Here is a 24,329-nt window from a genome sequence, read left to right as displayed (position 1 = left end):
ATTTTACTTTACAGACGTTTCACACGAGAAACGCCGTTGATGTTTTTGAGTTGCTTGAAAGTTTCTTCGAGCTGACTTTTGTTCTTAACTTCCAGAGTAATGGTTCCTAAGAAAATGCCATTGTTGGATTCGATAGACATGCTTTTCATATCCATGATCATCGAATTACTGATGACCGCGGTGATGTCGTTGATCATTCCCATTCTATCCAGACCTTCGATCTCAAATTTTATTCTGTTTTTGAAACTTTCTTCATTCACCCATTTCGCAGATAAAACGCGGTAATCATATTGGGCACGAAGATTTATGGCATTCGGACAACCATCGTTATGAACTTTAATACCATCGGAAATTGTAATAAATCCAAACATTTTATCGCCGGGAATTACCGTACAGCATTTCGCAAATGAGTAGTTCATTTTTTCCTCATCCTTGCCGAAAACGATCATGTCAAGATTCGTTTCTGGAGTTTCCAGGAATATTTCATTTTTGTTTGGCGACTTTCGGAATCTATTAAGAATGTTGCCAAAGATCCCTTTTCCTTCCGTATATTTTTTAATATCTCCGGTATCGAGATTTCCATTTTGGAAACTCAAAAATAATTCCTGCGAAGTTTTCAGATTGAAAAACTTCTGCATCTTATTGATCTCCTCGTCATTGAAATTCAGTTTTGCGTGACGAATTTTCCGCTGCAGAATTTCTTTACCTTCTTCTACCAGATGATTGTTTTCGGAATTCAGAATAGCTTTGATTTTTGATTTTGCCTTTGATGTTACTACAAAATCCAGCCAGTCCGTTTTGGGTTTTTGATTTTGAGAAGACAGAATATCGATTTGATCGCCATTTTGCAAAACATAGGATATTGGAACCAGTTTGCCGTTCACTTTCGCTCCTAAACATTTGGTTCCCAGATCTGAATGTACAGAAAACGCAAAATCAAGCGCTGTAGAACCGATGGGTAAAATTTTTATTTCTCCTTTCGGCGTGAAAACAAAAACTTCTTTGGAGTACAGATTAAGTTTTATATTATCTAAAAGCTCAGTTGTGGTCAGCGATTGTTGATTTTCTAAAACTTCGCGAATTTCAGAAACCCAGGTCTCAAAATTTTTCTCGTCCGAACTTTGGCGGAATCCTTCTTTATATTTGTAATGCGCTGCAACTCCTTTTTCTGCAATATCATCCATTCGGTCTGAACGAATCTGGACTTCGATCCATTTTTTGTCGGGGCCCAGAACAGTGAGATGTAAACTTTCATAACCTGTTGATCGCGGCTGTGAGATCCAGTCGCGCATTCTTTGCGGATTGCTGTGGTAAAGATCGGTAACAATAGAATATATCTTCCAGGCGAGAAATTTTTCGTTCTTCGCGTCTGACTTATATATGATCCGGATCGCGTAATTATCGAAAACTTCATCAAAAGTAACGCTCTGTTTAAGCATCTTTCTGTAGATGGAAGAAATCGCTTTTGCACGGCCTTTAATGGTAAAATTTAAACCTTCTTCATTAAGTTGTTCAGAAACTTCCTTCTTAAATTCCTCCACATATTTTTCGCGGCTTTCTTTGGCGAGTTCCAGTCTTTCAGAAATATCGATATAAACTTCCGGATTATTGAATTTTAAAGACAAGTCTTCCAGTTCAGATTTTATATTGTACAAACCAAGCCGGTGCGCAAGTGGTGCGTAAATATAAACTGTTTCCGAGGCGATCTTCTTCTGCTTCTCCGGCGTCATGCTGTCCAGAGTCCGCATATTGTGGAGCCTGTCTGCAATTTTTATCAGGATGACGCGAAAATCTTCGGATAAAGTGAGAAGAAGTTTTCTATAATTTTCAGATTGTATCGAAATGTTTTGATGGTTCATCACCGAGATTTTGGTGAGTCCGTTAACAATGTCGGCAATACTTTTCCCAAACATCTTCAGCAGATCTTCGTACGTATAATCCGAATCTTCGATAACGTCGTGGAGCAGGGCACAAGCAATCGACGTCGCGCCTAAACCAACTTCATTGGCCACGATTTTTGCCACCTCAATAGGATGATAAATATAGGGTTCACCGGTTTTTCTGCGCTGATCCTTGTGTGCGTCCAAAGCAATATCAAACGCTTTCCGAATGAGTTTATTTTGGTTCTCATCCAAAGTGCGGTATGTATTGGAAATTAAATCTTTGTAGCGGGCGAGAATTTCCTTGTTTTCCTGTTCTAAATCGTAAACCATTAAAAATGCCAATTAGCACACGAAAATAAGAAAAATCTAGGAGTTTTACTAGGTTTTAACGTAAAAATTTTTGAAAGAATCAGATGAGATATTTCATATTTCTTCAATGTAAATGAAGGATTTAGCCGCTATTATAGAAAATGAAAAGCTGTAAAAAGTTGATTTTTATGCAGCTTATAATGCGAAATTAAACCAACAAATTTGACCAATAAAATTGAAGTGCGCACAATTTTTTCAAATTGAATTGCTGAAGATTTATATTTAAAACGAGTAGTAGCTTTCGACTCTAAAATTACAGTACATTTTATGACGCAATGTTTATGAGTTTTTTCCGAAAAAAACCTCCGAATTAATTCCACGCGCTTGCCCACGACGTCTGATTTCCGGGGATGAATAGATATGTGATTTAGCGCGAAGGGATACAATTCTTTTTAAATATTGAAGGGATTCAGCATCTTTAAATTTAATGTTTTGGATATAGTTCTGATGAATGGCATCGTTATCTGCAAAGATCTGCTTTACTTTTTCCTGCGCTTCAGCTTCTTTCACTTTTACGCTCACTACAAAACTTTCGTCTTCGAGCTTGGTATTATCCTTAAAAAATGATTGCCAAATAGAGGTTTTTATTTCTTTTGAAATGGGTTCTTCGTGCAGATACATGATAAAATCATCGTCTTGAAATCCTGCATCTTCTAAGTCTTTTGAAATTTTCGTGGACTGACTTTGGCTTTTGAATAAGCCGGTGATTATTGAAGCCATAATGTAGTATGTTTAAATATTCACTACAAAGTTTACGAAAATTATATGGAATATGCAAGGATTACGCGATAAAATTTAGATGTTTATCGCTTATTAAGCTTCTTTATGCGAAATGCAATATTTCCGAAAAAGAATATTTCGTTATATTTGAAAATAAAAAAGCAAATGAACAAACTGCTTCCGGTTCTTCTTCTTATTTCTCAAACTTTTTTCACCCAGAATACGGCACAAAAGTTAGATGCAGCTACGAAAAAACTTCTCGCATCTTCTCCGGCATATTCCGCAAATGTATCTTTTTATGTTGCTGATGAAGGCGGAAATTTCATTTATGAATACCAGGGGAATAACGGCCTGTCAACAGCATCAACGCAGAAAATTTTTACTGCCGCGGCGGCTTTAGAGACTTTAGGAAAAAATTATCAATACACGACAACTGCTTCCTATTCAGGAACAATTTCTGGTGGAACTCTTTCCGGTAATCTCTTCATCAAATCGAATGGTGACCCAACTTTAGGCAGTTGGCGGTACGAAAATTATAAACCCGAAGATTTTAAAGCTCAATTTATTAAGGCGCTTAAATCAAAGAATATTGCGAAAATATCCGGTGATCTGATTATTGACGATTCCTTTTTTGATTTTCAGTCAACACCTGGAGGATGGCCCTGGAATGACATGGGAAATTATTATGGCGCAGGAGTATTTAGCGTGAACTGGCGAGAAAACCAGTTTGATCTGAATATGAATGGGAAAGAAATGAAAGGAGTAAATGTAGATCTGCCCAATGTAAAGTGGGTTAATAGATTGAAAACGAATGGAAGCTCAGACCAAAGCTTAGTTTACACCGCACCTTATTCTGAAGTCGCGTACATCAGCGGAACTTTACCTGCAAAATCAGTTACGGTTTCTGGTGCAACGCCAAATCCACCCTTATCTTTAGGAAGCGAAATAAAAACTTGGTTAAAAGAATCCGGAATCGATTTTAAAGGGAATGTAACGTCAACTTCAATGCAGGAAATTAAGGGTGAGAAAGTGTTATTTGCACCACAAAATAATGCGATCCTTGAATATAAATCGCCGACGTTAGATAAAATTATTTACTGGTTTATGCGAAAAAGCATCAATTTTTATGGCGAAACTTTAATTAAAACTTTAGGGAAAGAAAAGAAAAACGAAGGCAGTTTTGATGCGGGCATTTCTTATCTGAAAGAATTTTGGAAGAGCAAAGGAATTAATCCAACTATGATTAATTTTGCTGATGGTAGCGGACTTTCACCCCAAAATTATGTTTCCGCAAGAGCGGAAGTTCAATCACTGCTCTGGAGTAAAAAACAACCGTGGTTCAATGAGTTTTATGAGGGTTTTCCAATCCAGGGAAATGGAATGAAAATGAAGAGTGGCACTATGAAAGATACCAAATCGTTTGCAGGATATTACACCGCAAAAGACGGTAAAAAATACGTTTTTGCCATTATCATCAATAATTATCAGGCTTCTAATATCAGCGATGCTTTGTATAGAGTGTTAGATGTTTTGAAATAATTCACTAAAATAATCAATGAAACGCAGAAGTTTTCTTTCTAAAATAAATAATTGGGTCATTTATATTTTACTCACTGTGGCCGTAACTGGAGTGGTAATCGCCTCTGTCGTGCTTATTGATTATTTACGAAAAGAAGAGATTAAAAGGATCGAACTTTTTGCAACAGCGATGAAATATCAGCAGGAAGATATCATTCAAGATCCAATGACGCTGGATTTATTGTTGCAGATCAGTAAGACCAATAATACCATTCCTGTTATTGTAACCGATAAATTTAAGAAGCCAATTGGTCCTGATTTGCAGAAAAATATCCCCGAAAATGTGCAGGAAGATCCCAAGAAAATGGTAGCCTTACTCCGAAAAATGGAAGGTTCTTACAGACCCATCGAGTTACAAATGCCGGACGGAAATAATCAGTATGTTTTTTATACGAATTCCGATCTACTCAATAATTTAAGGTATTCGCCCTACATTTTAGGGTCTTTGATCTTGGCGTATATTTTCTTCTCTTTCTGGTTTTTGAGAACCATCAAAAAAACCGACGAAGGTTATGTTTGGGCTGGATTAGCCAAAGAAACTGCGCATCAAATTGGTACGCCGCTTTCCTCAATGATCGGCTGGATCACTATTTTGCGAATGGAAAATGAAAATAGTGAAGGCGTAAAAGAAATTGAGAATGACATTAACCGTTTAAAAACCATTTCCGAACGCTTTTCCAAAATTGGATCTGTGCCGGAACTGAATGACTTGAATATTAATGAAACTTTACAGCAGAATTATAACTACCTAAAATCCAGAATTTCTAAAAAGGTAACGTTCCGTTTAATTCTTCCGAATATGGAAATCTTAGTTCCTCACAACCGGATTTTAATAAGTTGGGTCATGGAAAATATTGTGAAGAATGCAGTAGATTCTATGAAAGGCGAAGGACGGTTAGAAATCGAACTTTACGAGAAAAATAAATATACCATTATCGATTTTAAAGATACGGGCGCGGGAATGACGAGCTATCAGGCGAGAAATGCTTTCAAGCCGGGATATTCTACGAAAAAGCGTGGTTGGGGGTTAGGATTGTCTCTCGCAAAAAGAGTGATAAAAGAATACCACAACGGTGACATTAAAATCGCTCAAAGCGAAGTAGGAAAAGGCACTACATTTAGGATCATGATCAAAAACTCTTAGTTGGTTTAAATATATCTGTATGAAAGTAAATCTTTCGGTTGATCTCTGAAAAAATAAGATAGAAAAATTTCGGCGCCGCAAACGCCGAAATTTTAATTTTTATAAACTCTGATATTTTACAAAGTAATTCTCATCAAAAACAACTGGTTCCGCAGATTTCAACTTTATAGTTTGCCATTTCATCGTTGGATTAATTAACTCATTACTCTTCAGTCGTAAAGGCAGTTTGAAATTTTCTACAACATCAGAATAGCGGAATTTTAAAATATTCCCTGTTTGCTGATATTCTAAAACCGGAATTTTAACTGTTCTTAAATACTGATTAAAAACCGAGGAGAAATCGATCCCGGTTTTTTGAGAAATATAATCTTCTACCTGTTTTGTAGTAACGGTTTGATGGTAAAAATCTTTATTTAAACCACGTAAGATCTGCCGGAATTTTTCGTCATTATTAATGACCTGCCGGATCGTATGAAGCATGTTTCCACCTTTATTGTACATATCGCCGCTTCCTTCGTTTCTCACGCCGTACTTCCCAATAATAGGAATGTCGTTCCGAATTGTTTTTCGTATTCCAACAATATACTTTTCAGCAGAATTTTTATCCATGTAATTTTCAGTGAAAAGCGTTTCGGAATAGTTGGTGAAACTTTCGTGAATCCACATGTCTGCCTGGTCTTTTGCCGTAATATTATTCGCAAACCATTCATGTCCGCTTTCGTGAACGATGATGAAATCCCAGTTTAAACCAACACCGGTTCCCGATAGATCCCGACCCAAATAGCCGTTTTCAAATTTATTACCGTAGGCAACAGAACTTTGGTGTTCCATTCCAAGATGTGGACTTTCAACTAATTTATAAGAGTCTTCGTAAAACGGATAAGGTCCGAACCAATATTCAAAAGCTTTCATCATTGGTTTTACCTGTTGAAACTGTCTTTTGGCTTTTTCTACGTTATACTCTAAAACCCAGTAATCAAGATCGAGTTTTCCTTTTTCGCCCTCGTAAGTTTCTTTAAAGTTTACATATTTTCCAACATTCGGAACAATAGAGTAGGTATTGATCGGATTTTTGACTTCCCAGGTGAAAACATTTTTATCCTTTTCTGTGGTTTTAGAAATTAATCGGCCGTTGCCAACTCCTACCAAATCTTTCGGTGTAATAATTTTCATCACCATTCCATTGTCGGGTTCATCGCTCCAGATGTCTTTTGTCGGAAGCCAGACCGACGCGCCGATTCCTTCCTGTGCAACCGACATCCACGGATTTCCTTCATCATCATTTTTAAAAACCCAGCCACCGTCCCAGGGCGCATTTTTCGCAATAATGGGATTTCCGAAAAACTGAATGGTGAAAGAATGTGTTTCTCCTTTTTTATAATTTTTATTGGTTTGAATAAAAATAAAGTCACCCTCCCGTTTTGAAGAGCATAACTTCTCATCAGAATCAATGATTTTATAATTCATTGGTTGCTGCAGATCGATTTGAAAAACCGGATTCGATACGTCTTTCGTAATTTCAAAAGTGATTTTGTTTGTTCCGGAAACGGAGCGTTCTGTAAATTTAGGTTCTACGGAAATCTCATATTTTTTCACATCCCAGAAATTTCTGAAATCGGTGTTTGAACCTTTAAGAGAATCCTGTTTGGTGAAATTTTGTGCAGAAGAGATTCCGGAAATTAAGATTAGAAGGAGAAATGCTTTTTTCATTGTAATTAAATAAGAAAAACAAAGATAATTATTATTTGTTTTAAAAATTTCTTGTCCATTGAATTTCCTGAATTCGTCTCGTTAAAAATCAGTAATTTTGAAAAAATTATTTTAGATGAAAATCAGAACTCTTATAGCAATTCTTGGCCTCAGTTTATTTGTTTCCTGCAACAAAGACAAAGAAATTCTCAATACTTTAAATGAGTTTAATATCTCTATGGAAAGTAAAGGTTATCATTTTGGTGACAAACTGGATCTGCCGAAAGAGGTGACGGATAATGCTGAAAGTATCTCCATTAGTTTTGGTGATAAAGAAACATCCAGTCTTATTGTAGATCCTAATTTTTTTACGTTAGGCGATAATGCGGTAACGTTCGTCATTAAGAAAAAAGGGGGTGAAACGCTTAATCAGGATGCAACGATCAACGTTTACGCAAAAAATCCGGAGGCAAACCTTACCTACAAGATCATTAAAGAATATCCGCACGATCCGAAAAATTTTGTTCAGGGTTTTCAAATCGAAGGAAATACCATTTTTGAATCTGATGGACAGTTAGGAGAATCCAGAATTTTAAAATATACCCTTGGCAGTACAACGCCGATTGCAGAAACTTTGCAGCCAGGAGATGTATTCTCTGAAGGTTGCGCAATCGTTGGCGATAAAATTTATCAGTTGACGTGGCAGAATAAAAAAGGCTTTGTTTACGATAAAAATTCTTTAAAACTGCTGAGCGAATTTCCTTATCCAAACGTGATGGGCGAAGGTTGGGGATTAACGTATGACGGTAAAAATTTGATAGCATCCGACGGTACCAAAAATATTTACTTCTTAAATGCATCTGATCCTTCAAAATTGGTTCGTTATATTTCTGTCGCCGGAAATACCGAAGCGTACGATGCCATTAATGAGTTGGAGTATCACAACAATTTTATTTATGCAAATGTTTGGCAAAAACCAATTATTTTGAAAATTAATCCTGCGAACGGTGAAGTAGTTGGAAAATTTGATTTCACAGCTATTGCAAAGGAAAATACGAAAGACGAAACGAATGACGTTTTAAACGGAATCGCTTTTAAAGGTGAAAATATGTTGATCACCGGTAAATTATGGTCGAAGATTTATGAAGTTGCTATAAAATAATTAACTCCTAACTGAGATCATAAACGTTCAGGAAATTCGTCTGTAATTAATTTTAAAAATTAAATATTGAAATTAATTTATCTTCTATCGGTTTTCATTTTCTGTTCAATTTCTGCGCAGAAAAACATTGCATTTGATTCTTTACAGTTAAGAGATGCGCAGGATCTATTTGCAGATGATTACGGAAATATTTATATCTATAAGAACAAAGATTTCAGTTTTACAAAGTACGATTCGCTCGGCATTCAGAAAGGAAAATTATTGTTGACTTTGCCTTTCAGAATTCAATCGGTGCAGAATCCTTTAAACATTCCTTCTTTTTCGGAAAACGCGCAGGAACTGAAATTTTTCGATCAGAATCTGAACGAAATCCAGAATTTTAACTTCCGGCAAAAGTTTGGCTTTATCAAAATGGTTTATGCGGAAGATCTACAGCAGATCTGGCTCCTCGATGAAAGTACAAAACGATTGATTCAATATAATTTTCGGGAGGACAGGATCATTAATTCTTACCCTTTCAATATCGATTTTGAAACTATCGTCGACTTTTTGGTTTTTGAGAATAAAGTGTATGTTTTAACGAAAAGTAGTTTTTCAATTTTCAATTTTAAAGGGGAAAAAACGCTGGAAATTTCTATGGAAGGAGCTCGGAAACTGCGTCGGGAAAATCAAAATATCCTCGTTATTGGAAAGGATAAAATTCAAAAATTAGATCTCCAAACCATGACGGTTGTTTTCTCTTCAGAATTTGCACGAATTGTGGATAAAAACTCGGTGGCTTATTTTGTAATCCAGGGGAACAAACTTTATCTTTACCGACCTTAACCGAAAGCGGTTTCAGGACTTCATTAATCATTAATCATCAATTATAATTAGGAAATGCACATTGCAATTACAGGAAATATTGGCGCCGGAAAAACTACTTTAACGACCATGTTAGCAAAACATTACGGTTGGGATGCGCAATTTGAAGACGTAGATCATAATCCTTATTTAGAGGATTTTTATGCTGATATGAGCAAATGGAGTTTTGCGCTTCAGATCTATTTTCTCGGAAGCCGTTTTCAGCAGGTAAAAGAAATTCGCGACAGTGGAAAAAATATTATTCAGGACCGGACTATTTATGAAGATGCTCATATTTTTGCGGAAAATCTGAACGATATGAACCTTTTAACGGATCGTGATTTCAATAATTATTCTTCTGTTTTTAATTTGATGAAGAGCTTTGTTTCGGCACCGGATTTGCTCATCTATTTAAAATCCGACGTTCCCAATTTAGTTAAGAAAATTTATAAAAGAGGTCGGGAATATGAAGCTACGATCAGCATTGAATACCTGTCTAAACTCAACCAGAAATACGAAAAATGGATCGAGGGTTATAAAGAAGGTAAGCTCTTGATCATCGAAGTTGATGATTTAGATTTCGTTGAAAGACCTGAAGATTTCGGTTTGATATTAGAAAGAATAGAAACGGAATTACACGGATTGTTTTAAGTGACTGCAGTATTAAATTTACCATTCTAAAAAACGTAAAGCCATGATTAAAGTTCTTCACAATAATGTCTGCTCAAAATCGAGATCTATTTTAGAGCATTTAGACGAAAATAATGTAGCTTTCGAAATCATTGATTTTGTAGAAAATCCATTAACTGCAATTGAAATAAAGACTGTTTTGAAAAAGCTACACATGGCTGCTGATGAAGTGATCAGGAGAAATGAACCACTTTTTAAAGAAAAATTTGCCGATAAAACGCTTTCTGAAGAGGAATGGATCACTGTTTTAGTAGAGAACCCATCCTTAATTCAACGACCGATTTTAATCAAAGGAGAAATTGCCATGATCGGCAGACCGATTGAAAATGTAAAGTTTTTTATCGACAATTAAGATCTGGAAATCCAAAGTGCTATACTAAATTATCGAAAGCTTCCTGAAGTTTTGAATATTTAAAATCAAATCTCTGTGATTTGATTTTTTCATTGGAGGCGCGCGTTCCTTCTAAGATGATAGAACTCATTTCTCCAAAAACAATTTTCATCATAAAGGCTGGAACATTAATTGGAAGAAAATATTTATCTGCAGTTTTTGCCAGTTTTTTCATGAAGATCTCATTGGTGGGAACTTCATCTGCAACGGCATTAAAACTTCCTTGTAATTCAGAATTTTCAACAGCGAAAATATACAGATCGACTAAATCATCAATGTGGATCCAGTTCATCCATTGATTGCCTGCGCCGACTGCAGATCCAATATTAAAGTCAACCGTTTTCTTCAGAAGTGGAAAAGCTCCGCCTTTTTTTGCTAAAACCATGGCTGTTCTAACACAAACCGTTCGGTCTGCGATCTCAGAAAATTGTTCTGCAGCTTTTTCCCAGTCTTCACTAAGATCAGCTAAAAAACCGTGCTTAATAATTCCGTCAGTTTCCTTTAAAATCCGGTCAGACGTAAATGTGCCGTAATAGTTAATTCCAGAAGAAGAAATAAAAGATTGGAGATGCGTATTATTTTTTTTACAATATGCCATCAGCAAATTTGCGGTGTCGATCCTGCTGGAGAATAATTCCTTTTTGTAAGTGTTTGTCCACTTTTCACTGATGGTCGCACCAGCTAAATGGATGATACAGTTCAGATCTTTGAACGCTTTCTCATCGATAAAGTTCTCCTCTAAATTCCACTGAAATTCATTAGGATGGCTGGGATCCTTACGGGTAAGAATTCTAACCTCGTGACCTTTTTGCCTAAGTTTTTTGACCAAAGGACTACCAATAAGACCTGTTCCGCCGCTAATTAAAATATTCATCGAAATTTTTGCTAGAGCATTATTACGCCTGGAATTTTTCCAACTTCTTTATAAATTTTGATGACCTGATCTGCATCTAAAACGAAAGCATTAATACTGATGGAACTGTATTTCCCGTTTTTACTGTCGCGTGTTTGCAATGTAAATTTAATATCATCAAAAACCCGAAATATTTCGGTATGTTTTGATTCGTCATTGGTAATAATGAACTTATAAAGATAATCTTCCGGAAACTGGTGAGTCGCTTCTAATTTCTCTTTTAAGGAAGCGTAAAATTCTTCGGGATTTTTTTCACCCTCTTCGCCTATAATATTTAGCATATTGTATGTTTTTTAAAATGAAAGAATTCCGAGGAGATCGGAATTCAAATATAATTAAATTTAATCCAATTATTTCATTCCGTTTAAGGAATTCATAAGGGCACTTGAGTTTTGCTGTTCGTGGTTCTGAATGATGTTAAACAATCCATTTACCATTTGTTCAGATGCGAATCTGCTGATTCCACCCGTTGCTGATACGGTTGAGTTTTGTCCGCCTAATAAATTCCCTAATATATTGGAACCCGCCAGAGCATTATTGAGCGTTTTCACAATTCCGAATTCATTCAGTTTTGCATCAACTTTTGGAGCGATTGCAGCCATTAACTGTTGAGAAGTTCTTTCTCTCAAAATCTGTGTGGCAACTCCGGTTCCACCCTGTGCAATTCTTCCGGCGTCTGCAGCTGTTAAATTATTAACGGCATTAATTAAAATGGGTCGGGAAGTGTCAACGGTAAATTGAGCGGCTTGTGCAATGTATTCCTTCTCCTTTTGAACCAGATTACTTAATCCCAGTTTTTGCAACGTATTATTAACGTCTTTTAACTGTTGAGGCATCGCAGCATCAATCAACTGATTTGCGAGAAAGCTGTCTTTATTGCTAAAAATATTGAGTCCTTTCGTAATTCCACCCAGTAAAATTTGTTTCAAAACTGCAAGCCCAACGCTCGAGGTTGCTAAGGCAACACATGACTGAGTTGTTGTTCCAAGTGTAACAACAGCCATTGTGGCAACTAATATGGTATTTCTTCTCATGATCTTAAATTATTTGATTGTTGCAGATTGATTCTCAAATATTAAGCCAATTAGGGAAAAGAAATTTTTAACATAATTTAGAAAATGTTATGTCATTCTTAGTGTTGTATAAATCTAGTATCTGTCTTTGAGATAGTTATGATCATCGGCACTTGCGCATTCGAAACTAAAAATTATAAAACTATTATATTATACACAATAATTTAAAGTTCGCTTGCCTGCCTGCGCACGCTACTTCGGTATGACTGTTAGTGCGCAGGAAACTACGAAAGACGCTCTGAAAACGCAACCGATTGAAGGGGTGTGTTGATCGGTTATGGTACTCAAAAGAAAGAAAACATCAGAGGAAGTATCGGTTGAGTTACTGCAAAAGATCTAGCAGATAAACCTAATGGAAATCCTATAAGTTTGATGCAGGGTAAAGTTGCTGGCGTTCAAATAACCAATAAGTAGATTTCGACTGGGAATCCGGGGATTTTGAAATCATGATTGGTAATAATTCTGATGAGGTTCAAAAACTAAAAATCACCTGGAACAAATAGAGTCACTCACTTATACAAAGCCGTTTTCAATAATTGATAGCGGTTTTTTTTGTCCATATATTATTGCTAAATTTGGAGAAATTCTTAAAAAATTTTATAATGAGAGATAAATTCATTCGATGGGGTGCCGTTATTTTAATAGTAATTTGGGCGATTTCGCTCCTTATTAAAGCACATTATTGGATCCCAGTGTTATTGTCTGCGATTTATGCATTAGGAATCTATAATGTAACGCAGTCCAAACACGCTATCCTTCGGAATTTTCCTGTTATTGGGTATTTTAGATATTTTTTTGAAAGTATCTCGCCAGAAATGCAGCAGTACTTTATAGAGAGAGAAACAGACGGTAAACCTTTTCCACGAAATCAGCGTTCTGCTGTTTACCGGCGTGCGAAAAATTTAAGCGATACCGTTCCATTTGGAACTCAGTTAGAGGTGAATCAACGAAAATATGAGGGGATTAAACATTCGATCTATGCACATTCACCTGCAGAAGATCTACCGCGCGTTCTGGTAGGCGGGGAACAGTGTACGCAGAAATATAATGCCTCTTTATTCAATATTTCTGCGATGAGTTTTGGTTCTTTGAGTGACCGCGCTCAAATGTCCCTGAACAGAGGAGCTAAAAAAGGAAATTTCTATCACAATACGGGTGAAGGAGGAATTTCTCCTTATCACTTAGAAGGTGGTGATCTATGCTGGCAAATTGGAACAGGCTATTTTGGATGCAGAGATGAAGAAGGTAAATTTTCACCGGAAATCTTTACGAAAAATGCCACAATTCCAAATGTGAAAATGATAGAAATTAAACTTTCACAAGGTGCAAAACCCGGTCACGGAGGCGTTTTACCGGGAGCGAAAAATACCGTAGAAATCGCGGCAATTCGACACGTACAACCAGGGATAACAATTATTTCTCCGCCTTCGCACTCTTCTTTTTCAGATGCATCTGGACTGCTGAGGTTCGTACAACAATTAAGAGAATTGTCTGGGGGGAAACCTGTCGGCTTTAAATTGTGTATTGGCGATACGAGAGAGTTTGAGGATATTTGTGTCCAGATGAACGTAATGAAGATCTATCCGGATTTTATTACCATTGATGGCGCAGAAGGAGGAACAGGAGCCGCGCCGCCGGAATTTTCGGATGGAGTAGGAATGCCTTTGGAACCGGCCTTGATTTTTGTCAACAGAACTTTAAATATTTTCAACGTACGAGATAAAGTAAGAATTATTGCGAGTGGAAAAGTGTTAACAGCTTTAGATATTTTACGCGCTATCGCGATGGGTGCAGATATGTGTAATAATGCCCGTGGATTTATGTTTGCGCTCGGTTGTATTCAGGCTTTAAGATGTAATACGAATAACTGCCCTACAGGAGTCGCAACGCAGGATAAAATGTTGATCAAAGGATTAGACGTTACCGATAAAAGCGAGCGGGTTTACCATTTTCATAAAAATACGCTTCACACCTGCAACGAGCTGATCGGTGCAGCAGGAAAAAATTCTTATGAAGAAGTTGATGCAAGCATGTTTATGAGAGGTGACGAGTTTGAACATCTGGCAGATGTTTATTTCCCGGATATTTTAGGAAATGTGAAAGAACATACCGGCAGATATTAATTTTCTGGTTTCGAAAAAAAATCCCCTAAAATTTAAATTTTAGGGGATTTTTATATTAGTAGTCGTCCTGTCGGCTTTCCCGTTCTTTTTCTTTCTCGTTCTCTCTTATATTTTCTTCATCAGTGCGTAATTCTTCCAGATAAGACATTTTCAATGTATCGTAAAGTGATCTTTTGCTCACCATTAAAGAAATCAGAGATGAAACCATTCCTGCAAGCATCAGATGAAAGATGAGGGAATGGCGATCGGTCATCTCCAGAACAATAATTGCCGAGGTAAACGGCGCTCTTGTAACGCCAGTAAGGAAAGCAACCATTCCTGCTAAAATAACAACATTGGTTTCGTTCGGTCCTAAATGGATCCAGCCCGATATTACCGAACCAATGCTTCCTCCAGCAGAGAGTGCCGGTGCGAAAATTCCACCTGCACCACCAGAAGTAAAGGATAAAGCCGGCCCGATCATACGGAAAAACGGAATATACCATTCTTCATGCTTGTCGGCAGTAAAAAGGGTTCGTTCCATTATGTTTTTTCCGGAACCCAAAATTTCTCTGTTTACAAAAAAGGCTAGTGAAGCGATGATTAAAGCACAAACAACCAGAAAAGCTACTTTCTCTTTATCGGTTTTCAAAGATTTATTCCAGGCACTTATTCGAAGCATTATCAGGGAAAGCTGGCTCGCAAAAACGCCCGCAATTCCCGAAACTATAATAACGGGGAACATAATGCTCAAACCCACGTTTGCAGTTTTCGGATAACCCAGATAAAGATAGGAACCGGCTAAAGTCTGCGATGTTAAACCCGCGATAATAACCGCCGTAAAAAGAGCGGTCTTAAAGTAGTTGATGTGCGTTTTCGAAAGTTCCTCGACTGCAAAAACAATCCCGCCCAGAGGCGTATTAAATGCTGCTGAAAGTCCCGCGGCAGCACCAGTCATGATCATGTTTTTTTTAGAGATCTTTGGCCACCATTCGGGGAGATATTCATTTACCTTCCGAAATACGGAGCCGGCGATCTGAATGGTCGGACCTTCCCGTCCAACAGCACCACCACCAATGATCAAAGCCAAACTCGACAGCACTTTAAAAATGATGATCTTTAAACTTAGAAGGTTTCTGATCTTAGTATGCTCTTTGGGATTAGCCAGTTCTACAGCAGCCATTACTTGCGGAATTCCACTTCCCTTTGCGTAAGGCGCGAATTGTTTTACGAGCCACCATGACGTTACAAATCCTGCCGGAGCAATAATGAAGATCATCCAGGCATGCCAGTCGAATATTAAATTCATTAGTGCTTCGCCCCACATAAATGCCTTCGCGTATAAAACTGCGAAAACTCCCGTAATTAACGAACCCACCCAAAACGGGATAGCCTGCAAAAGATTATTCTTCAGTTTTTCGTTGTGCAGATTGTCGAAGGATCTTTTAATACTCTGTTTCAAGTAAGCGAAGATTTTAAGCATAAACCAAAATTATTACTTTAAAATTAAAAAGAAGATTATTGTTATCAGAAATTTGAGCCAAAAAAACCGGTCTCGTTTGCTAGCAAACGAGACCGGTTTTATCTTTATTTTTCAAAACTCTTAAGCTTCTTCAGCAGGAGTTTCTTCTACTTTTTTCGGAGCTGGAGTTGCTTTTGGAGCAGCTGCCACCGGTGGAGCATCAGAAACAATATCGAATTCGAAGTTGTGTTCTACATTTCTGTGAAGTCTGATGATCGCAGTTACTTTACCAGTTCTCTTGATCGTATTTCCAGGAATCTTGATGTATTTTTTATCAACTTTAACACCTGCTTTAGATAATTCGTCAGAAAGATTAGCATTGTTGATCGATCCGAAAAGTTTATCGCCAGAACCTACTTTCGTAGCGATGGTGATGTTCGTTTTCTTCAATTGGTCCACAGTTGCATTAGCTGCAGCAACTAATTTTGCTTCTTCTTCTTTTCTAGCTTCCAAAGTAGCTTCTAAAGCTGCTTTGTTTTTTGGTGTTGCTAAAAGACCTAAACCTTTTGGTAATAGGAAGTTTCTAGCATAACCGTTTTTTACATTTACCGTATCGAACTCAAGTCCTAAGTTCTCAACGTCTGTTTTTAATATAATTTCCATTGTTGTTGTCCGTATTTATTTTAGAATTAGAAATAAATCTATAGTCTAAAAATCGTTAGAATTAAATTTTTATTCAGCAACTAATTTCGCAGTCTGCACATGCATAACGCGTATTGCTTAAAGCAGTTTTATTTTAAAAGATCTGCAATATAAGGCATCATAGACAAGTGTCTTGCTCTTTTAATTGCTGCAGAAACTTTTCTTTGGTATTTTAAAGAAGTTCCTGTGTATCTTCTAGGTAAGATTTTACCTTGTTCGTTTACAAACTGAATAAGGAAATTTGGATCTTTATAATCAACATGTTTGATTCCGTATTTTTTGAATCTACAGTATTTTTTATCAGATTTTGTATTGATATCAAGTGGAGTTAAAAATCTTACTTCAGATTCTCCTCCAGCTGAGGCTTGTTTTGCCATATCATCTATTGCCATAACTTTTCTTTTTTTTGAGGGTTAAAATTAAACTTTCGCAGTTTTTACTTTCGTTCTTCTTGTAACTGCATACTCGATCGCATGTTTGTCCAGTTTAGTAGTAAGATAACGGATCACTCTCTCGTCACGTTTGTAAGCAGTTTCTAAATCTGCAACTACTGTACCTTCACCTTTAAATTCGATCAAAGTGTAGAATCCATTCTTTTTTAATTGAATAGGATAAGCTAATTTTTTTAGTCCCCAATTTTCTTTGGCAACGATTTCGCAATTGTTTGAAGTCAATAGATCTTCAAACTTTTTTACTGCTTCCTCCACCTGAGCATCAGATAGAACGGGAGTTAAAATGAAAACAGTTTCGTAATTGTTCATAATGTTAAGTAATTTGTTAATTATTTCAAGTTGCAAAAATATAATTTTTTTTCTGAAGCCGCAATGTTTCAGGTAAATAAATAAAAAAAGGTCTGTATTTCTACAGACCTTCTATTATTAAATGTGAAATTTATTTTTTGATCACTTTTACAGTTTTAACTTCATTGTCCATTTCAATGTTCACCATATAAACTCCCGGAGCTAATTTTGATAAATCAACCTGCGATTTTGTAGCGTTTAACATTGTAGTAGAAACGGATTTACCAGACAAGTCGAAAACAGAAACTGATTTCACTTTTGCTGGAGACTCAATATTTAAGTAATCTACCACAGGGTTTGGATAAACTTTAACTGAATTTTTAACGTTATCGTTTACTGCCAAAACTCCTACATTGATCGTATAATCTTCTGCCTGTCCGAATGAAGATCCTAAACAAGGGTTAACATAATTAGTTGTACCGAAGATCTTTTTAACTCTCATTCTTGTATTTCCTGAAGTCGCACCTGCTGGTACAGCAATATTTTGAGTTACCTGACCCGCGTCAGTTCCTGTAGAATTAACCAACAGTTGAGTAATTTGATAAACTTCGCCAGCATCATCTAAAGTACCATTCTGGTTCCAGTCGATAAATACTACGAATCTGTTTGTATAGTTACCTGCTGTATTTCCTTTTAAGACGATAGGGTAAGAAGTTCCCTGCGTTACACTACCTACAATAGAGATAAAGTTTTCGTGACCAGGAGTTCCTGTTGTAACTGCCGTACTCGCATTATTAATACCTGCGAAATCAACCAGAGTAATCGGTTCTGTTGAAGAACTAAATACTAACGGTCCACAATATGGAGCGAAAGGATTTGCCGCAGTAGTAAAGGAGAAATCCATACAGCCTGTTGCAGAACCTGCAGCATTTTTAGGAACTACTTTCCAGTAATATGTCGTGGAAGCAGCAAGTCCTGGAGCTGTGGTACTTGTACCGCTTACATTTCCTAGTAAAGTGGTAGGATTTGGAGTTGTACCCAAATAAACGTCGTAACTCGTTGGAGCAGTTCCAGCTGTTGGAGCAGACCATGTTAAAGTAACTGGATTTAGGTAATTAATTCCTGTAGCACCATTCGTCGGAGTTAAAAGAGTAGCGCAGTTTGGCGCAACAGTAGGAGCAACGTTTATAGAAATGTTATCCATCAATAAAACAAACTTGTCTGTTGAATTGTTAACAAATGCAATACGAACAGTAGTTCCTGCGTAAGCATTTAAACTCGCAGTTCTTGTAGTCCAGGCTGAATTTTCTGCAGCAATGCTGAATAATTCTACCGTAAAATCTGCTACAGTGTTTCCACCATTTGGTGCCAACATCACTTTATATCCATCTTTAAAAGTAAGATCCTGCGCTTTAGAATCCCATTGAAGGAAAGCATTTGCTGCAGGCATTACAATTTGTGGAGAGATAAGCCAGTCGTTTGATGTTCCGACCGGACTGTAATAAGAAGAACTCATTGCGGCAAAATCGTTATCTGGACCTCCATAATTTGGTATTGGTCCACCTCTGTTTTTTCTGATCCACGCACCTGCGTCAAAGTCTGTTACGGCTGCATCATGTACAAGACCGTCTACATCAATTAACGTCCAGGCCGCGAATCCGGGACCGTTACCGTCGAAATTTTCCTGGAAGATCTGGGAGTTCCCCAAGAACGGAATCGCCAGAAAACCGGCAATAAGTAGAATTTTTTTCATAATAAAATATTTAATTTGGTTAAACTTGTTTCAAAAGTACCAAAAAATAAATCATTATGCAATAAAAAGTAAGTTTGAATTTGGATATTATATTAAAAGCGAGATGCAGTTGCGAATCAAGTAATCAAAAATTTTAGATCAGCGTTTTTCAAATTAAAAAATAAAATCCTTCATTCTGGAAAAAGCTAAATTTTCTTCGTTCGACCACTGCAGAAAGCTTTCCAGTTTGTCTTCCATTTTTCGTCCCGAATTGTATTTTCGGTAAAAAGAGATCTTAAATTTGAGTTTTTCGAAATCTGTGAATTGCCAGGAATTGAGATAAACCAAGACGAAATCATCATTTTTAATGGTCTCTAAAACCATACTTTGATAATATTGATGCGGCATCACCTGAAAAACAAAATCATTATAAGGAATCTGAGAATAGGGCGAAATGCTTTCTGGAATGATATTCAAACCTTTCTGCTGCACAATCTGAGTGCTGCGTTCCAGTCTTTTCAGTGGGAAAAGAATATTCGCATTTTCAATATTTGAGATATAATTGAAGCCCAGACCCTTTAATTCCTCCACAGAAATAGAAACTTCTTTCTGTCGGATTCCCCGAATCAGTTTCTCCGTATATTCTTCAATACTTTTCTTCGTATTTTCAATATCCAGTACTGAAGAGTTCTCATTATAGAAAGCGATCTCATGACCATTTCCTATAATTTTCTTTATTAAAGGTTTCAGCTTTTCAACAATTGAAACTTCAATGAAAAATGTAGCCAGGACATTATTGTTTTCCAAGATCCGCAGAACCGAGGTCGTATTTTGTTCTGTTATTTTTGAAATTTCAGCATCATCGAGAAGGTAATTCTTTTCAAAATTACTTTTGTTTTTAATAATGTTGAAAGTTAACAGGATCATTAATCTTTTTTAGCGCCCAGTTTTACACGAAGATTCTTTAACATGTCTTTTGTCATCGCGGTAATATCGTAGTCGTAAGACAATCCCCAGTCTTTTTTTCCGATAGAATCATCGATAGAAGCCGGCCACGAATCTGCAATTGCCTGTCGGAAATCAGTCGTATAATCAATTGTAAATTTCGGAATTTCTTTCTGAATTTCTTCCGCCAGCTGTTTCGGCGTGAAAGATAATCCACCCAAATTATAAGAAGTGTGAACCGTTAAATTTTCTTTTGGCGCGTCCATCAATTTCAAAGTCGAATTAATTGCGTCTTCCATATATAACATTGGCATTGCAGTATCTTCAGAAATAAAACTGGTATATTTTCCTTCTTCGATGGCTTCGTAAAAAATTTCTACGGCGTAATCAGTCGTTCCGCCGCCTGCCGGAGTTTTCCAGGAAATTAATCCGGGATACCGAATACTTCTTACATCAACGCCATATTTATCGAAATAATATTCGCACCATTTTTCCCCCGCCATTTTGGATATTCCATAAACCGTTGTTGGATTCAAAACGACATCTTGTCCAACATTTTCTTTCGGAATTCCTTTCCCGAAAACTGCGATAGAACTCGGCCAGAAGATCTTTTTCAGCAAACCTTCTTTTGCCAGTTCACAGAAATGTAACAAAGGTTCCAGGTTCAGTTTCCAGGCAAAAAGTGGCTGTTTTTCGGAGGTTCCAGATAGCAGAGAAGCCAAATGATAAACCGTCGTGATCTGATAATCTTTGATCACCTGTCTTACAAGTTGCGTGTTCGTAACATCCATTCTTTCATAAAATCCCGCAGAAGTCAGGTTTTTATCCCAGCGATCCAATCCGGAAGCCACTACATTTTCGGCGCCGTGAATTTCAACCAGTCGGTTCGTGAGTTCGGTACCGATTTGTCCAAGCGCGCCGGTAATAAGAATTTTTTCTGTGTAGGATTCCATAGTGAGAATTTAAGGTGCACAAATTTAGAAAAATAGAAGGGTAAAAGAAATAGTAATATCAAAATAATTTTTTGGGCGACTTTTTCCGCCTTCCGTTCTCTCGCGATTTTACATCGGGATCCATTCAAGTCGGGTCGCAGCGGGAAATTGAGAATAAAATTATTTCTTTTAATTGGTAGACCTTCAAAACGTAAAATGCTGTTCTACATTTGTAAAACAGCATTCATTAATAAATAAAAAATAATTTAAAAAGAAAGATTCGCTCTCACAAAAAGAAATCTGCCGTTCATTCCGAACTGGGAAGTGTTTCTGGAGTACACAAACTGGTTGGCATTTGATAAATCAACGGAAGGAGTTATTGTTGAATATTCTACATTTCCACTCGAATTTACACCGGTAGGATTATATTGAGGATTATTTGTAGGTATTAAGTTAGTAGGTCTTTTTGCGGAGACTGGTCCATAGTTTTCGTCCGGATAAATATCCAATAAATTATTTGCACCTACTGTTAAACTTAATTGCTTTGTAAATTTATAAGCAACGGATAAATCAGTAATTAATTTTCCAGCCCATATTGGATGTTCGTTTTCGATTGCTTGTCCGTTGACAACGATGGCATCAATTTGTCCATTTCCATTCACATCAACCGTGTTAGGATCGGTTACTTTACCGAAATAAACATTCTTCAAAAGGAAACTTAGTTTATTAAATTCCAGCATATTAATTAAAGAGGCTTTAAATCTTGGCACTGCTTCCTGCAAGTAAATACGGCTTGCTTCGGAGAAATATCTGGATTCCTGCCCGGAATTTTTTAAAGTTTCGGACGAGTGAATATCACCAACCTGTTCTGTGGTAGAAACGGTCACCGCCAGATCATTATTTAATTTAAAATTAGAAAAGGTGAGTTTTTGCGAAACAACTCCTTCAATCCCTTTTGTTTGCGTATCGATCGCATTTGCGAAAAACGCGGCAGCAGTTGCTCCAGCCTGGGTAAATAAAGACTGAGTTGCAGGTGTTGGGGAAAATTGATCTGTTAAAGTGATTCTATCCTTAATTTTGATGTAATATCCATCTAAAGTGAATGATAGTTTGGCCTGCGGAATTTTAGCCGTAAATCCTGCGGAAAAACTGGTTGATTTTTCCTGTTTCAACTTATTAATTCCTAACAGTTCAGCTAATTTGGAATCATTGCTGAAGATTCCCACTTCAAATGCTGTACCTCCAACAAATTGAGTAGAGGTGGAGTTAAACGAAATCTGGTGAAGCGATGGTGCTCTAAATCCTGTTGAATGCGCACCACGGAAATTGATATTGTCGGTAATTTTATATCTGGTCGCAACTTTGTAATTGAAAGTGGAACCAAAATCGGAATAGTTTTCGAATCGTAAAGCAGCACTAAGAAGCCACTTTTCGGTAACATCTAATTCATTATCAGAATACAATGCAAAAGAAGTTCGGTCTTTGCTCACTGCATTTTCTGGTCTAAACCCTGGGAAAACCTGGGCTCCACCAGGTCTTGTGTTTCCGAAAAAATCCGTGGGTTTCAGAATATTAACTGTGTTGGGATTTTGAATATCTTCATAAATATTATAAAGCGCATAAGAAGACTCTTCTCCCTGAGTGATTCTGAAATTTTCAAATCTTGATTCTGCACCAAAAGCTAAATTTAAACCGTGTAACCAGTCAACTTTCGTATCCATATCCAAATTGATTGTATTTTGGGAAAACCCAAGTGATCCCGCATCAAACTCTGTCTTGCTTGGATAATTTAAACTTGCATTGGCCGTATTCTTAATGGTGTAATCGAAAGTGTTCTGGCCGAAAGTGTTACTAAAATCATAATTAAAACTTCCCAATTTCCCTTTGAAACCTGCAGCCAGAGATTTATCAATTACAGCGGAAGCAATTTCCGGTAGAAATCCGTTGGGGAAAATGGAGGTAGATGTTCTGGATTGATTGGGTAATCTGTAAAAACCCGCCGCGTTACCGTCTTTGTAAGAATAGCCACCAAAAGCATATCCTTTAATATTAGCACCGAGTTGGAATTCAGAATTTACGTATAATTGGCCTGTTTTTAATTTAGATTGACCAACTCTCATATTAAAATCTTCTCTGCTCAAACCTCTGTAAGCCAGCTCATTTTCAGTCACATCAAAACCCAGTGCAGACTGTAAACCACTTATGGTAGTAGCTGATTGAATTGCATTTTGTTGCGCTGTACTGAAATAATCAACCCCTGCCGCGTATTGATGGATATTATCAATAATTTGCTGAGTATTTGGCGTGTTGTTAATATTGTCAAATAAAGAAGAAATATTTATTCCATTGGCCAACGCGCGCTGTTCTACGGCATTGTAAGCATTAAAAATAGTACCGGTTCTTGGTCTCGCACGTCTCGTATCACCGCGCGACATTAAGCTTCCGGTAAAATTAATAAAACCAGTGGAACCAATTCTAGCTCCATAATTAAGATCTAATTGATATTTCTCGCCATCCCAACCACCGTTGTGATCATTAGCGCCTTTAGAATTAAAACTTCCGACCGTCATTGCAGCTGTTAATTGATTGGTCGCTCTTTTCATGACCACGTTAATTACACCGGCAATAGCATCAGAACCATATTGTGCAGATGCACCATCTCTCAATACTTCTAATCTTTCAATTGCGAAAGCAGGAATTGCATTTAGATCTGTACCCACCGAACCTCTTCCGGGCGAACCATTAATATTTACCAATGCAGAAGTATGTCTTCTTTTTCCATTTAATAGTACCAAAACCTGATCAGGCCCTAAACCTCGCAACTGAGCAGGATCTATGTGATCTGTTCCATCTGCAACTGTAGTCGTATTTGAGGTGAATGATGGAGCAGCGAAATTTAAAATTTGATTTAAATCTGTTTGTGGGCTCAAAATTCCCTGTGCGGCGATATTGATAACATCAACAGGAACTGGTGTATCCGTCGCAACTCTGTTTTTATTTCTGGATCCCACGGTCAAATTAACCTCTTCAATATTTTTTGATCGGATGGTGTCCCGTTCCTGACCAAAGGTGTAAGCCGATGCGAGTGAGAAAAATCCACACAGCGCGATGATCTGAACATTCTTTTTCTTCATAGTCGTTTATTTATTTTATCAAATATATTTAATAATAATGAATAATAACAATAAAATCTATTCTTTTGTTATTTTTATATTCATAAAATAGTATAATTTATTGATAATTACCCAAACCAGTATTT

The 24,329-nt window shown here is 37.0% G+C and carries 21 protein-coding genes; 7 read left to right on the top strand and 14 right to left on the bottom strand.

Features of this window, described 5'->3' with window-relative positions; genetic code table 11:
- Positions 1-8 precede the first annotated feature (8 nt).
- On the bottom strand, positions 9-2,213 hold the full coding sequence (locus ACZ9HT_RS05425; RefSeq protein WP_476039442.1) for a RelA/SpoT family protein: 2,205 nt from the start codon (positions 2,211-2,213) through the stop codon (positions 9-11).
- A gap of 318 nt (positions 2,214-2,531) precedes the next feature.
- Entirely contained in the window at positions 2,532-2,972 is a 441-nt protein-coding gene (locus ACZ9HT_RS05420; protein ID WP_476039441.1) for a hypothetical protein, read from the bottom strand.
- A 165-nt stretch (positions 2,973-3,137) separates the two neighbouring features.
- Here ACZ9HT_RS05420 and dacB point away from each other — a divergent pair, with 165 nt between their 5' ends.
- Both dacB and ACZ9HT_RS05410 read left to right on the top strand, forming a co-directional pair.
- A complete protein-coding gene (gene dacB / locus ACZ9HT_RS05415; protein ID WP_476039440.1) occupies positions 3,138-4,511 on the top strand; it encodes a D-alanyl-D-alanine carboxypeptidase/D-alanyl-D-alanine endopeptidase in 1,374 nt (457 codons plus the stop codon).
- A gap of 16 nt (positions 4,512-4,527) precedes the next feature.
- A complete protein-coding gene (locus tag ACZ9HT_RS05410; RefSeq protein ID WP_476039439.1) occupies positions 4,528-5,694 on the top strand; it encodes a sensor histidine kinase in 1,167 nt (388 codons plus the stop codon).
- 99 nt (positions 5,695-5,793) lie between these two features.
- Here the strand turns inward: ACZ9HT_RS05410 and ACZ9HT_RS05405 are convergent, their stop codons facing one another.
- Complete coding sequence (locus ACZ9HT_RS05405) at positions 5,794-7,404, bottom strand: M1 family metallopeptidase (RefSeq protein ID WP_476039438.1); 1,611 nt, start codon at positions 7,402-7,404, stop codon at positions 5,794-5,796.
- Between the two features lie 115 nt (positions 7,405-7,519).
- On the opposite strand from ACZ9HT_RS05405, the gene ACZ9HT_RS05400 reads away from it, so the two are divergent.
- From ACZ9HT_RS05400 to ACZ9HT_RS05385, 4 genes are all read left to right on the top strand, one after another.
- Positions 7,520-8,545, top strand: coding sequence for a glutaminyl-peptide cyclotransferase (locus ACZ9HT_RS05400; RefSeq protein ID WP_476039437.1), 1,026 nt, complete (start codon positions 7,520-7,522; stop codon positions 8,543-8,545).
- Between the two features lie 66 nt (positions 8,546-8,611).
- Positions 8,612-9,370, top strand: coding sequence for a hypothetical protein (locus ACZ9HT_RS05395; RefSeq protein WP_476039436.1), 759 nt, complete (start codon positions 8,612-8,614; stop codon positions 9,368-9,370).
- 54 nt (positions 9,371-9,424) lie between these two features.
- Entirely contained in the window at positions 9,425-10,039 is a 615-nt protein-coding gene (locus ACZ9HT_RS05390; RefSeq protein ID WP_476039435.1) for a deoxynucleoside kinase, read from the top strand.
- 43 nt (positions 10,040-10,082) lie between these two features.
- Positions 10,083-10,430 (top strand): ArsC/Spx/MgsR family protein, encoded by a 348-nt coding sequence (locus tag ACZ9HT_RS05385; protein WP_476039434.1) that lies wholly within the window; start codon positions 10,083-10,085, stop codon positions 10,428-10,430.
- A 19-nt stretch (positions 10,431-10,449) separates the two neighbouring features.
- Here the strand turns inward: ACZ9HT_RS05385 and ACZ9HT_RS05380 are convergent, their stop codons facing one another.
- From ACZ9HT_RS05380 to ACZ9HT_RS05370, 3 genes are all read right to left on the bottom strand, one after another.
- Positions 10,450-11,343 carry a TIGR01777 family oxidoreductase gene (locus ACZ9HT_RS05380; protein ID WP_476039433.1) on the bottom strand — a complete coding sequence of 298 codons (894 nt, stop codon included), beginning with the start codon at positions 11,341-11,343 and terminating at the stop codon, positions 10,450-10,452.
- Positions 11,344-11,354: 11 nt separating this feature from the next.
- Positions 11,355-11,663, bottom strand: coding sequence for a DUF493 family protein (locus ACZ9HT_RS05375; protein ID WP_476039432.1), 309 nt, complete (start codon positions 11,661-11,663; stop codon positions 11,355-11,357).
- Positions 11,664-11,732: 69 nt separating this feature from the next.
- Positions 11,733-12,416 (bottom strand): DUF4197 family protein, encoded by a 684-nt coding sequence (locus ACZ9HT_RS05370; protein WP_476039431.1) that lies wholly within the window; start codon positions 12,414-12,416, stop codon positions 11,733-11,735.
- 641 nt (positions 12,417-13,057) lie between these two features.
- Here ACZ9HT_RS05370 and ACZ9HT_RS05365 point away from each other — a divergent pair.
- The gene (locus ACZ9HT_RS05365) at positions 13,058-14,578 is read left to right on the top strand and encodes an FMN-binding glutamate synthase family protein (RefSeq protein WP_476039430.1); all 1,521 of its coding nucleotides are present in this window, start codon (positions 13,058-13,060) and stop codon (positions 14,576-14,578) included.
- Positions 14,579-14,633: 55 nt separating this feature from the next.
- On the opposite strand, the gene ACZ9HT_RS05360 is transcribed toward ACZ9HT_RS05365, so the two are convergent.
- From ACZ9HT_RS05360 to ACZ9HT_RS05325, 8 genes are all read right to left on the bottom strand, one after another.
- Entirely contained in the window at positions 14,634-16,040 is a 1,407-nt protein-coding gene (locus ACZ9HT_RS05360; RefSeq protein WP_476039429.1) for a chloride channel protein, read from the bottom strand.
- 120 nt (positions 16,041-16,160) lie between these two features.
- Positions 16,161-16,682 carry a 50S ribosomal protein L9 gene (gene rplI / locus ACZ9HT_RS05355; protein ID WP_476039428.1) on the bottom strand — a complete coding sequence of 174 codons (522 nt, stop codon included), beginning with the start codon at positions 16,680-16,682 and terminating at the stop codon, positions 16,161-16,163.
- Positions 16,683-16,810: 128 nt separating this feature from the next.
- Complete coding sequence (gene rpsR, locus ACZ9HT_RS05350) at positions 16,811-17,113, bottom strand: 30S ribosomal protein S18 (protein ID WP_476039427.1); 303 nt, start codon at positions 17,111-17,113, stop codon at positions 16,811-16,813.
- A gap of 27 nt (positions 17,114-17,140) precedes the next feature.
- The gene (gene rpsF, locus ACZ9HT_RS05345; protein ID WP_449559678.1) at positions 17,141-17,482 is read right to left on the bottom strand and encodes a 30S ribosomal protein S6; all 342 of its coding nucleotides are present in this window, start codon (positions 17,480-17,482) and stop codon (positions 17,141-17,143) included.
- A 130-nt stretch (positions 17,483-17,612) separates the two neighbouring features.
- Complete coding sequence (locus ACZ9HT_RS05340) at positions 17,613-19,214, bottom strand: T9SS type A sorting domain-containing protein (RefSeq protein WP_476039426.1); 1,602 nt, start codon at positions 19,212-19,214, stop codon at positions 17,613-17,615.
- 153 nt (positions 19,215-19,367) lie between these two features.
- Positions 19,368-20,120: a polysaccharide deacetylase family protein gene (locus ACZ9HT_RS05335; protein ID WP_476039425.1), complete on the bottom strand. Its 753-nt coding sequence runs from the start codon at positions 20,118-20,120 to the stop codon at positions 19,368-19,370.
- The gene (locus ACZ9HT_RS05330; protein ID WP_476039424.1) at positions 20,120-21,091 is read right to left on the bottom strand and encodes an NAD-dependent epimerase/dehydratase family protein; all 972 of its coding nucleotides are present in this window, start codon (positions 21,089-21,091) and stop codon (positions 20,120-20,122) included. Before ACZ9HT_RS05330 ends, ACZ9HT_RS05335 begins: the two co-directional genes overlap by 1 nt.
- Before the next feature lie 245 nt (positions 21,092-21,336).
- Positions 21,337-24,204 carry a TonB-dependent receptor plug domain-containing protein gene (locus ACZ9HT_RS05325; protein WP_476039423.1) on the bottom strand — a complete coding sequence of 956 codons (2,868 nt, stop codon included), beginning with the start codon at positions 24,202-24,204 and terminating at the stop codon, positions 21,337-21,339.
- Positions 24,205-24,329: the final 125 nt, after the last annotated feature.

Source organism: Chryseobacterium sp. UYP7 (genome assembly GCF_056279225.1).
This window is presented reverse-complemented; position numbering and strand designations above follow the sequence as displayed.

Bases quoted from the DNA above. Each gene is read 5' to 3' on its own strand.
- ACZ9HT_RS05425 (WP_476039442.1), bottom strand. From the start codon at position 2,213: ATGGTTTACGATTTAGAACAGGAAAACAAGGAAATTCTCGCCCGCTAC.
- ACZ9HT_RS05420 (WP_476039441.1), bottom strand. From the start codon at position 2,972: ATGGCTTCAATAATCACCGGCTTATTCAAAAGCCAAAGTCAGTCCACG.
- dacB (WP_476039440.1), top strand. From the start codon at position 3,138: ATGAACAAACTGCTTCCGGTTCTTCTTCTTATTTCTCAAACTTTTTTC.
- ACZ9HT_RS05410 (WP_476039439.1), top strand. From the start codon at position 4,528: ATGAAACGCAGAAGTTTTCTTTCTAAAATAAATAATTGGGTCATTTAT.
- ACZ9HT_RS05405 (WP_476039438.1), bottom strand. From the start codon at position 7,404: ATGAAAAAAGCATTTCTCCTTCTAATCTTAATTTCCGGAATCTCTTCT.
- ACZ9HT_RS05400 (WP_476039437.1), top strand. From the start codon at position 7,520: ATGAAAATCAGAACTCTTATAGCAATTCTTGGCCTCAGTTTATTTGTT.
- ACZ9HT_RS05390 (WP_476039435.1), top strand. From the start codon at position 9,425: ATGCACATTGCAATTACAGGAAATATTGGCGCCGGAAAAACTACTTTA.
- ACZ9HT_RS05385 (WP_476039434.1), top strand. From the start codon at position 10,083: ATGATTAAAGTTCTTCACAATAATGTCTGCTCAAAATCGAGATCTATT.
- ACZ9HT_RS05380 (WP_476039433.1), bottom strand. From the start codon at position 11,343: ATGAATATTTTAATTAGCGGCGGAACAGGTCTTATTGGTAGTCCTTTG.
- ACZ9HT_RS05375 (WP_476039432.1), bottom strand. From the start codon at position 11,663: ATGCTAAATATTATAGGCGAAGAGGGTGAAAAAAATCCCGAAGAATTT.
- ACZ9HT_RS05370 (WP_476039431.1), bottom strand. From the start codon at position 12,416: ATGAGAAGAAATACCATATTAGTTGCCACAATGGCTGTTGTTACACTT.
- ACZ9HT_RS05365 (WP_476039430.1), top strand. From the start codon at position 13,058: ATGAGAGATAAATTCATTCGATGGGGTGCCGTTATTTTAATAGTAATT.
- ACZ9HT_RS05360 (WP_476039429.1), bottom strand. From the start codon at position 16,040: ATGCTTAAAATCTTCGCTTACTTGAAACAGAGTATTAAAAGATCCTTC.
- rplI (WP_476039428.1), bottom strand. From the start codon at position 16,682: ATGGAAATTATATTAAAAACAGACGTTGAGAACTTAGGACTTGAGTTC.
- rpsR (WP_476039427.1), bottom strand. From the start codon at position 17,113: ATGGCAATAGATGATATGGCAAAACAAGCCTCAGCTGGAGGAGAATCT.
- rpsF (WP_449559678.1), bottom strand. From the start codon at position 17,482: ATGAACAATTACGAAACTGTTTTCATTTTAACTCCCGTTCTATCTGAT.
- ACZ9HT_RS05340 (WP_476039426.1), bottom strand. From the start codon at position 19,214: ATGAAAAAAATTCTACTTATTGCCGGTTTTCTGGCGATTCCGTTCTTG.
- ACZ9HT_RS05335 (WP_476039425.1), bottom strand. From the start codon at position 20,120: ATGATCCTGTTAACTTTCAACATTATTAAAAACAAAAGTAATTTTGAA.
- ACZ9HT_RS05330 (WP_476039424.1), bottom strand. From the start codon at position 21,091: ATGGAATCCTACACAGAAAAAATTCTTATTACCGGCGCGCTTGGACAA.
- ACZ9HT_RS05325 (WP_476039423.1), bottom strand. From the start codon at position 24,204: ATGAAGAAAAAGAATGTTCAGATCATCGCGCTGTGTGGATTTTTCTCA.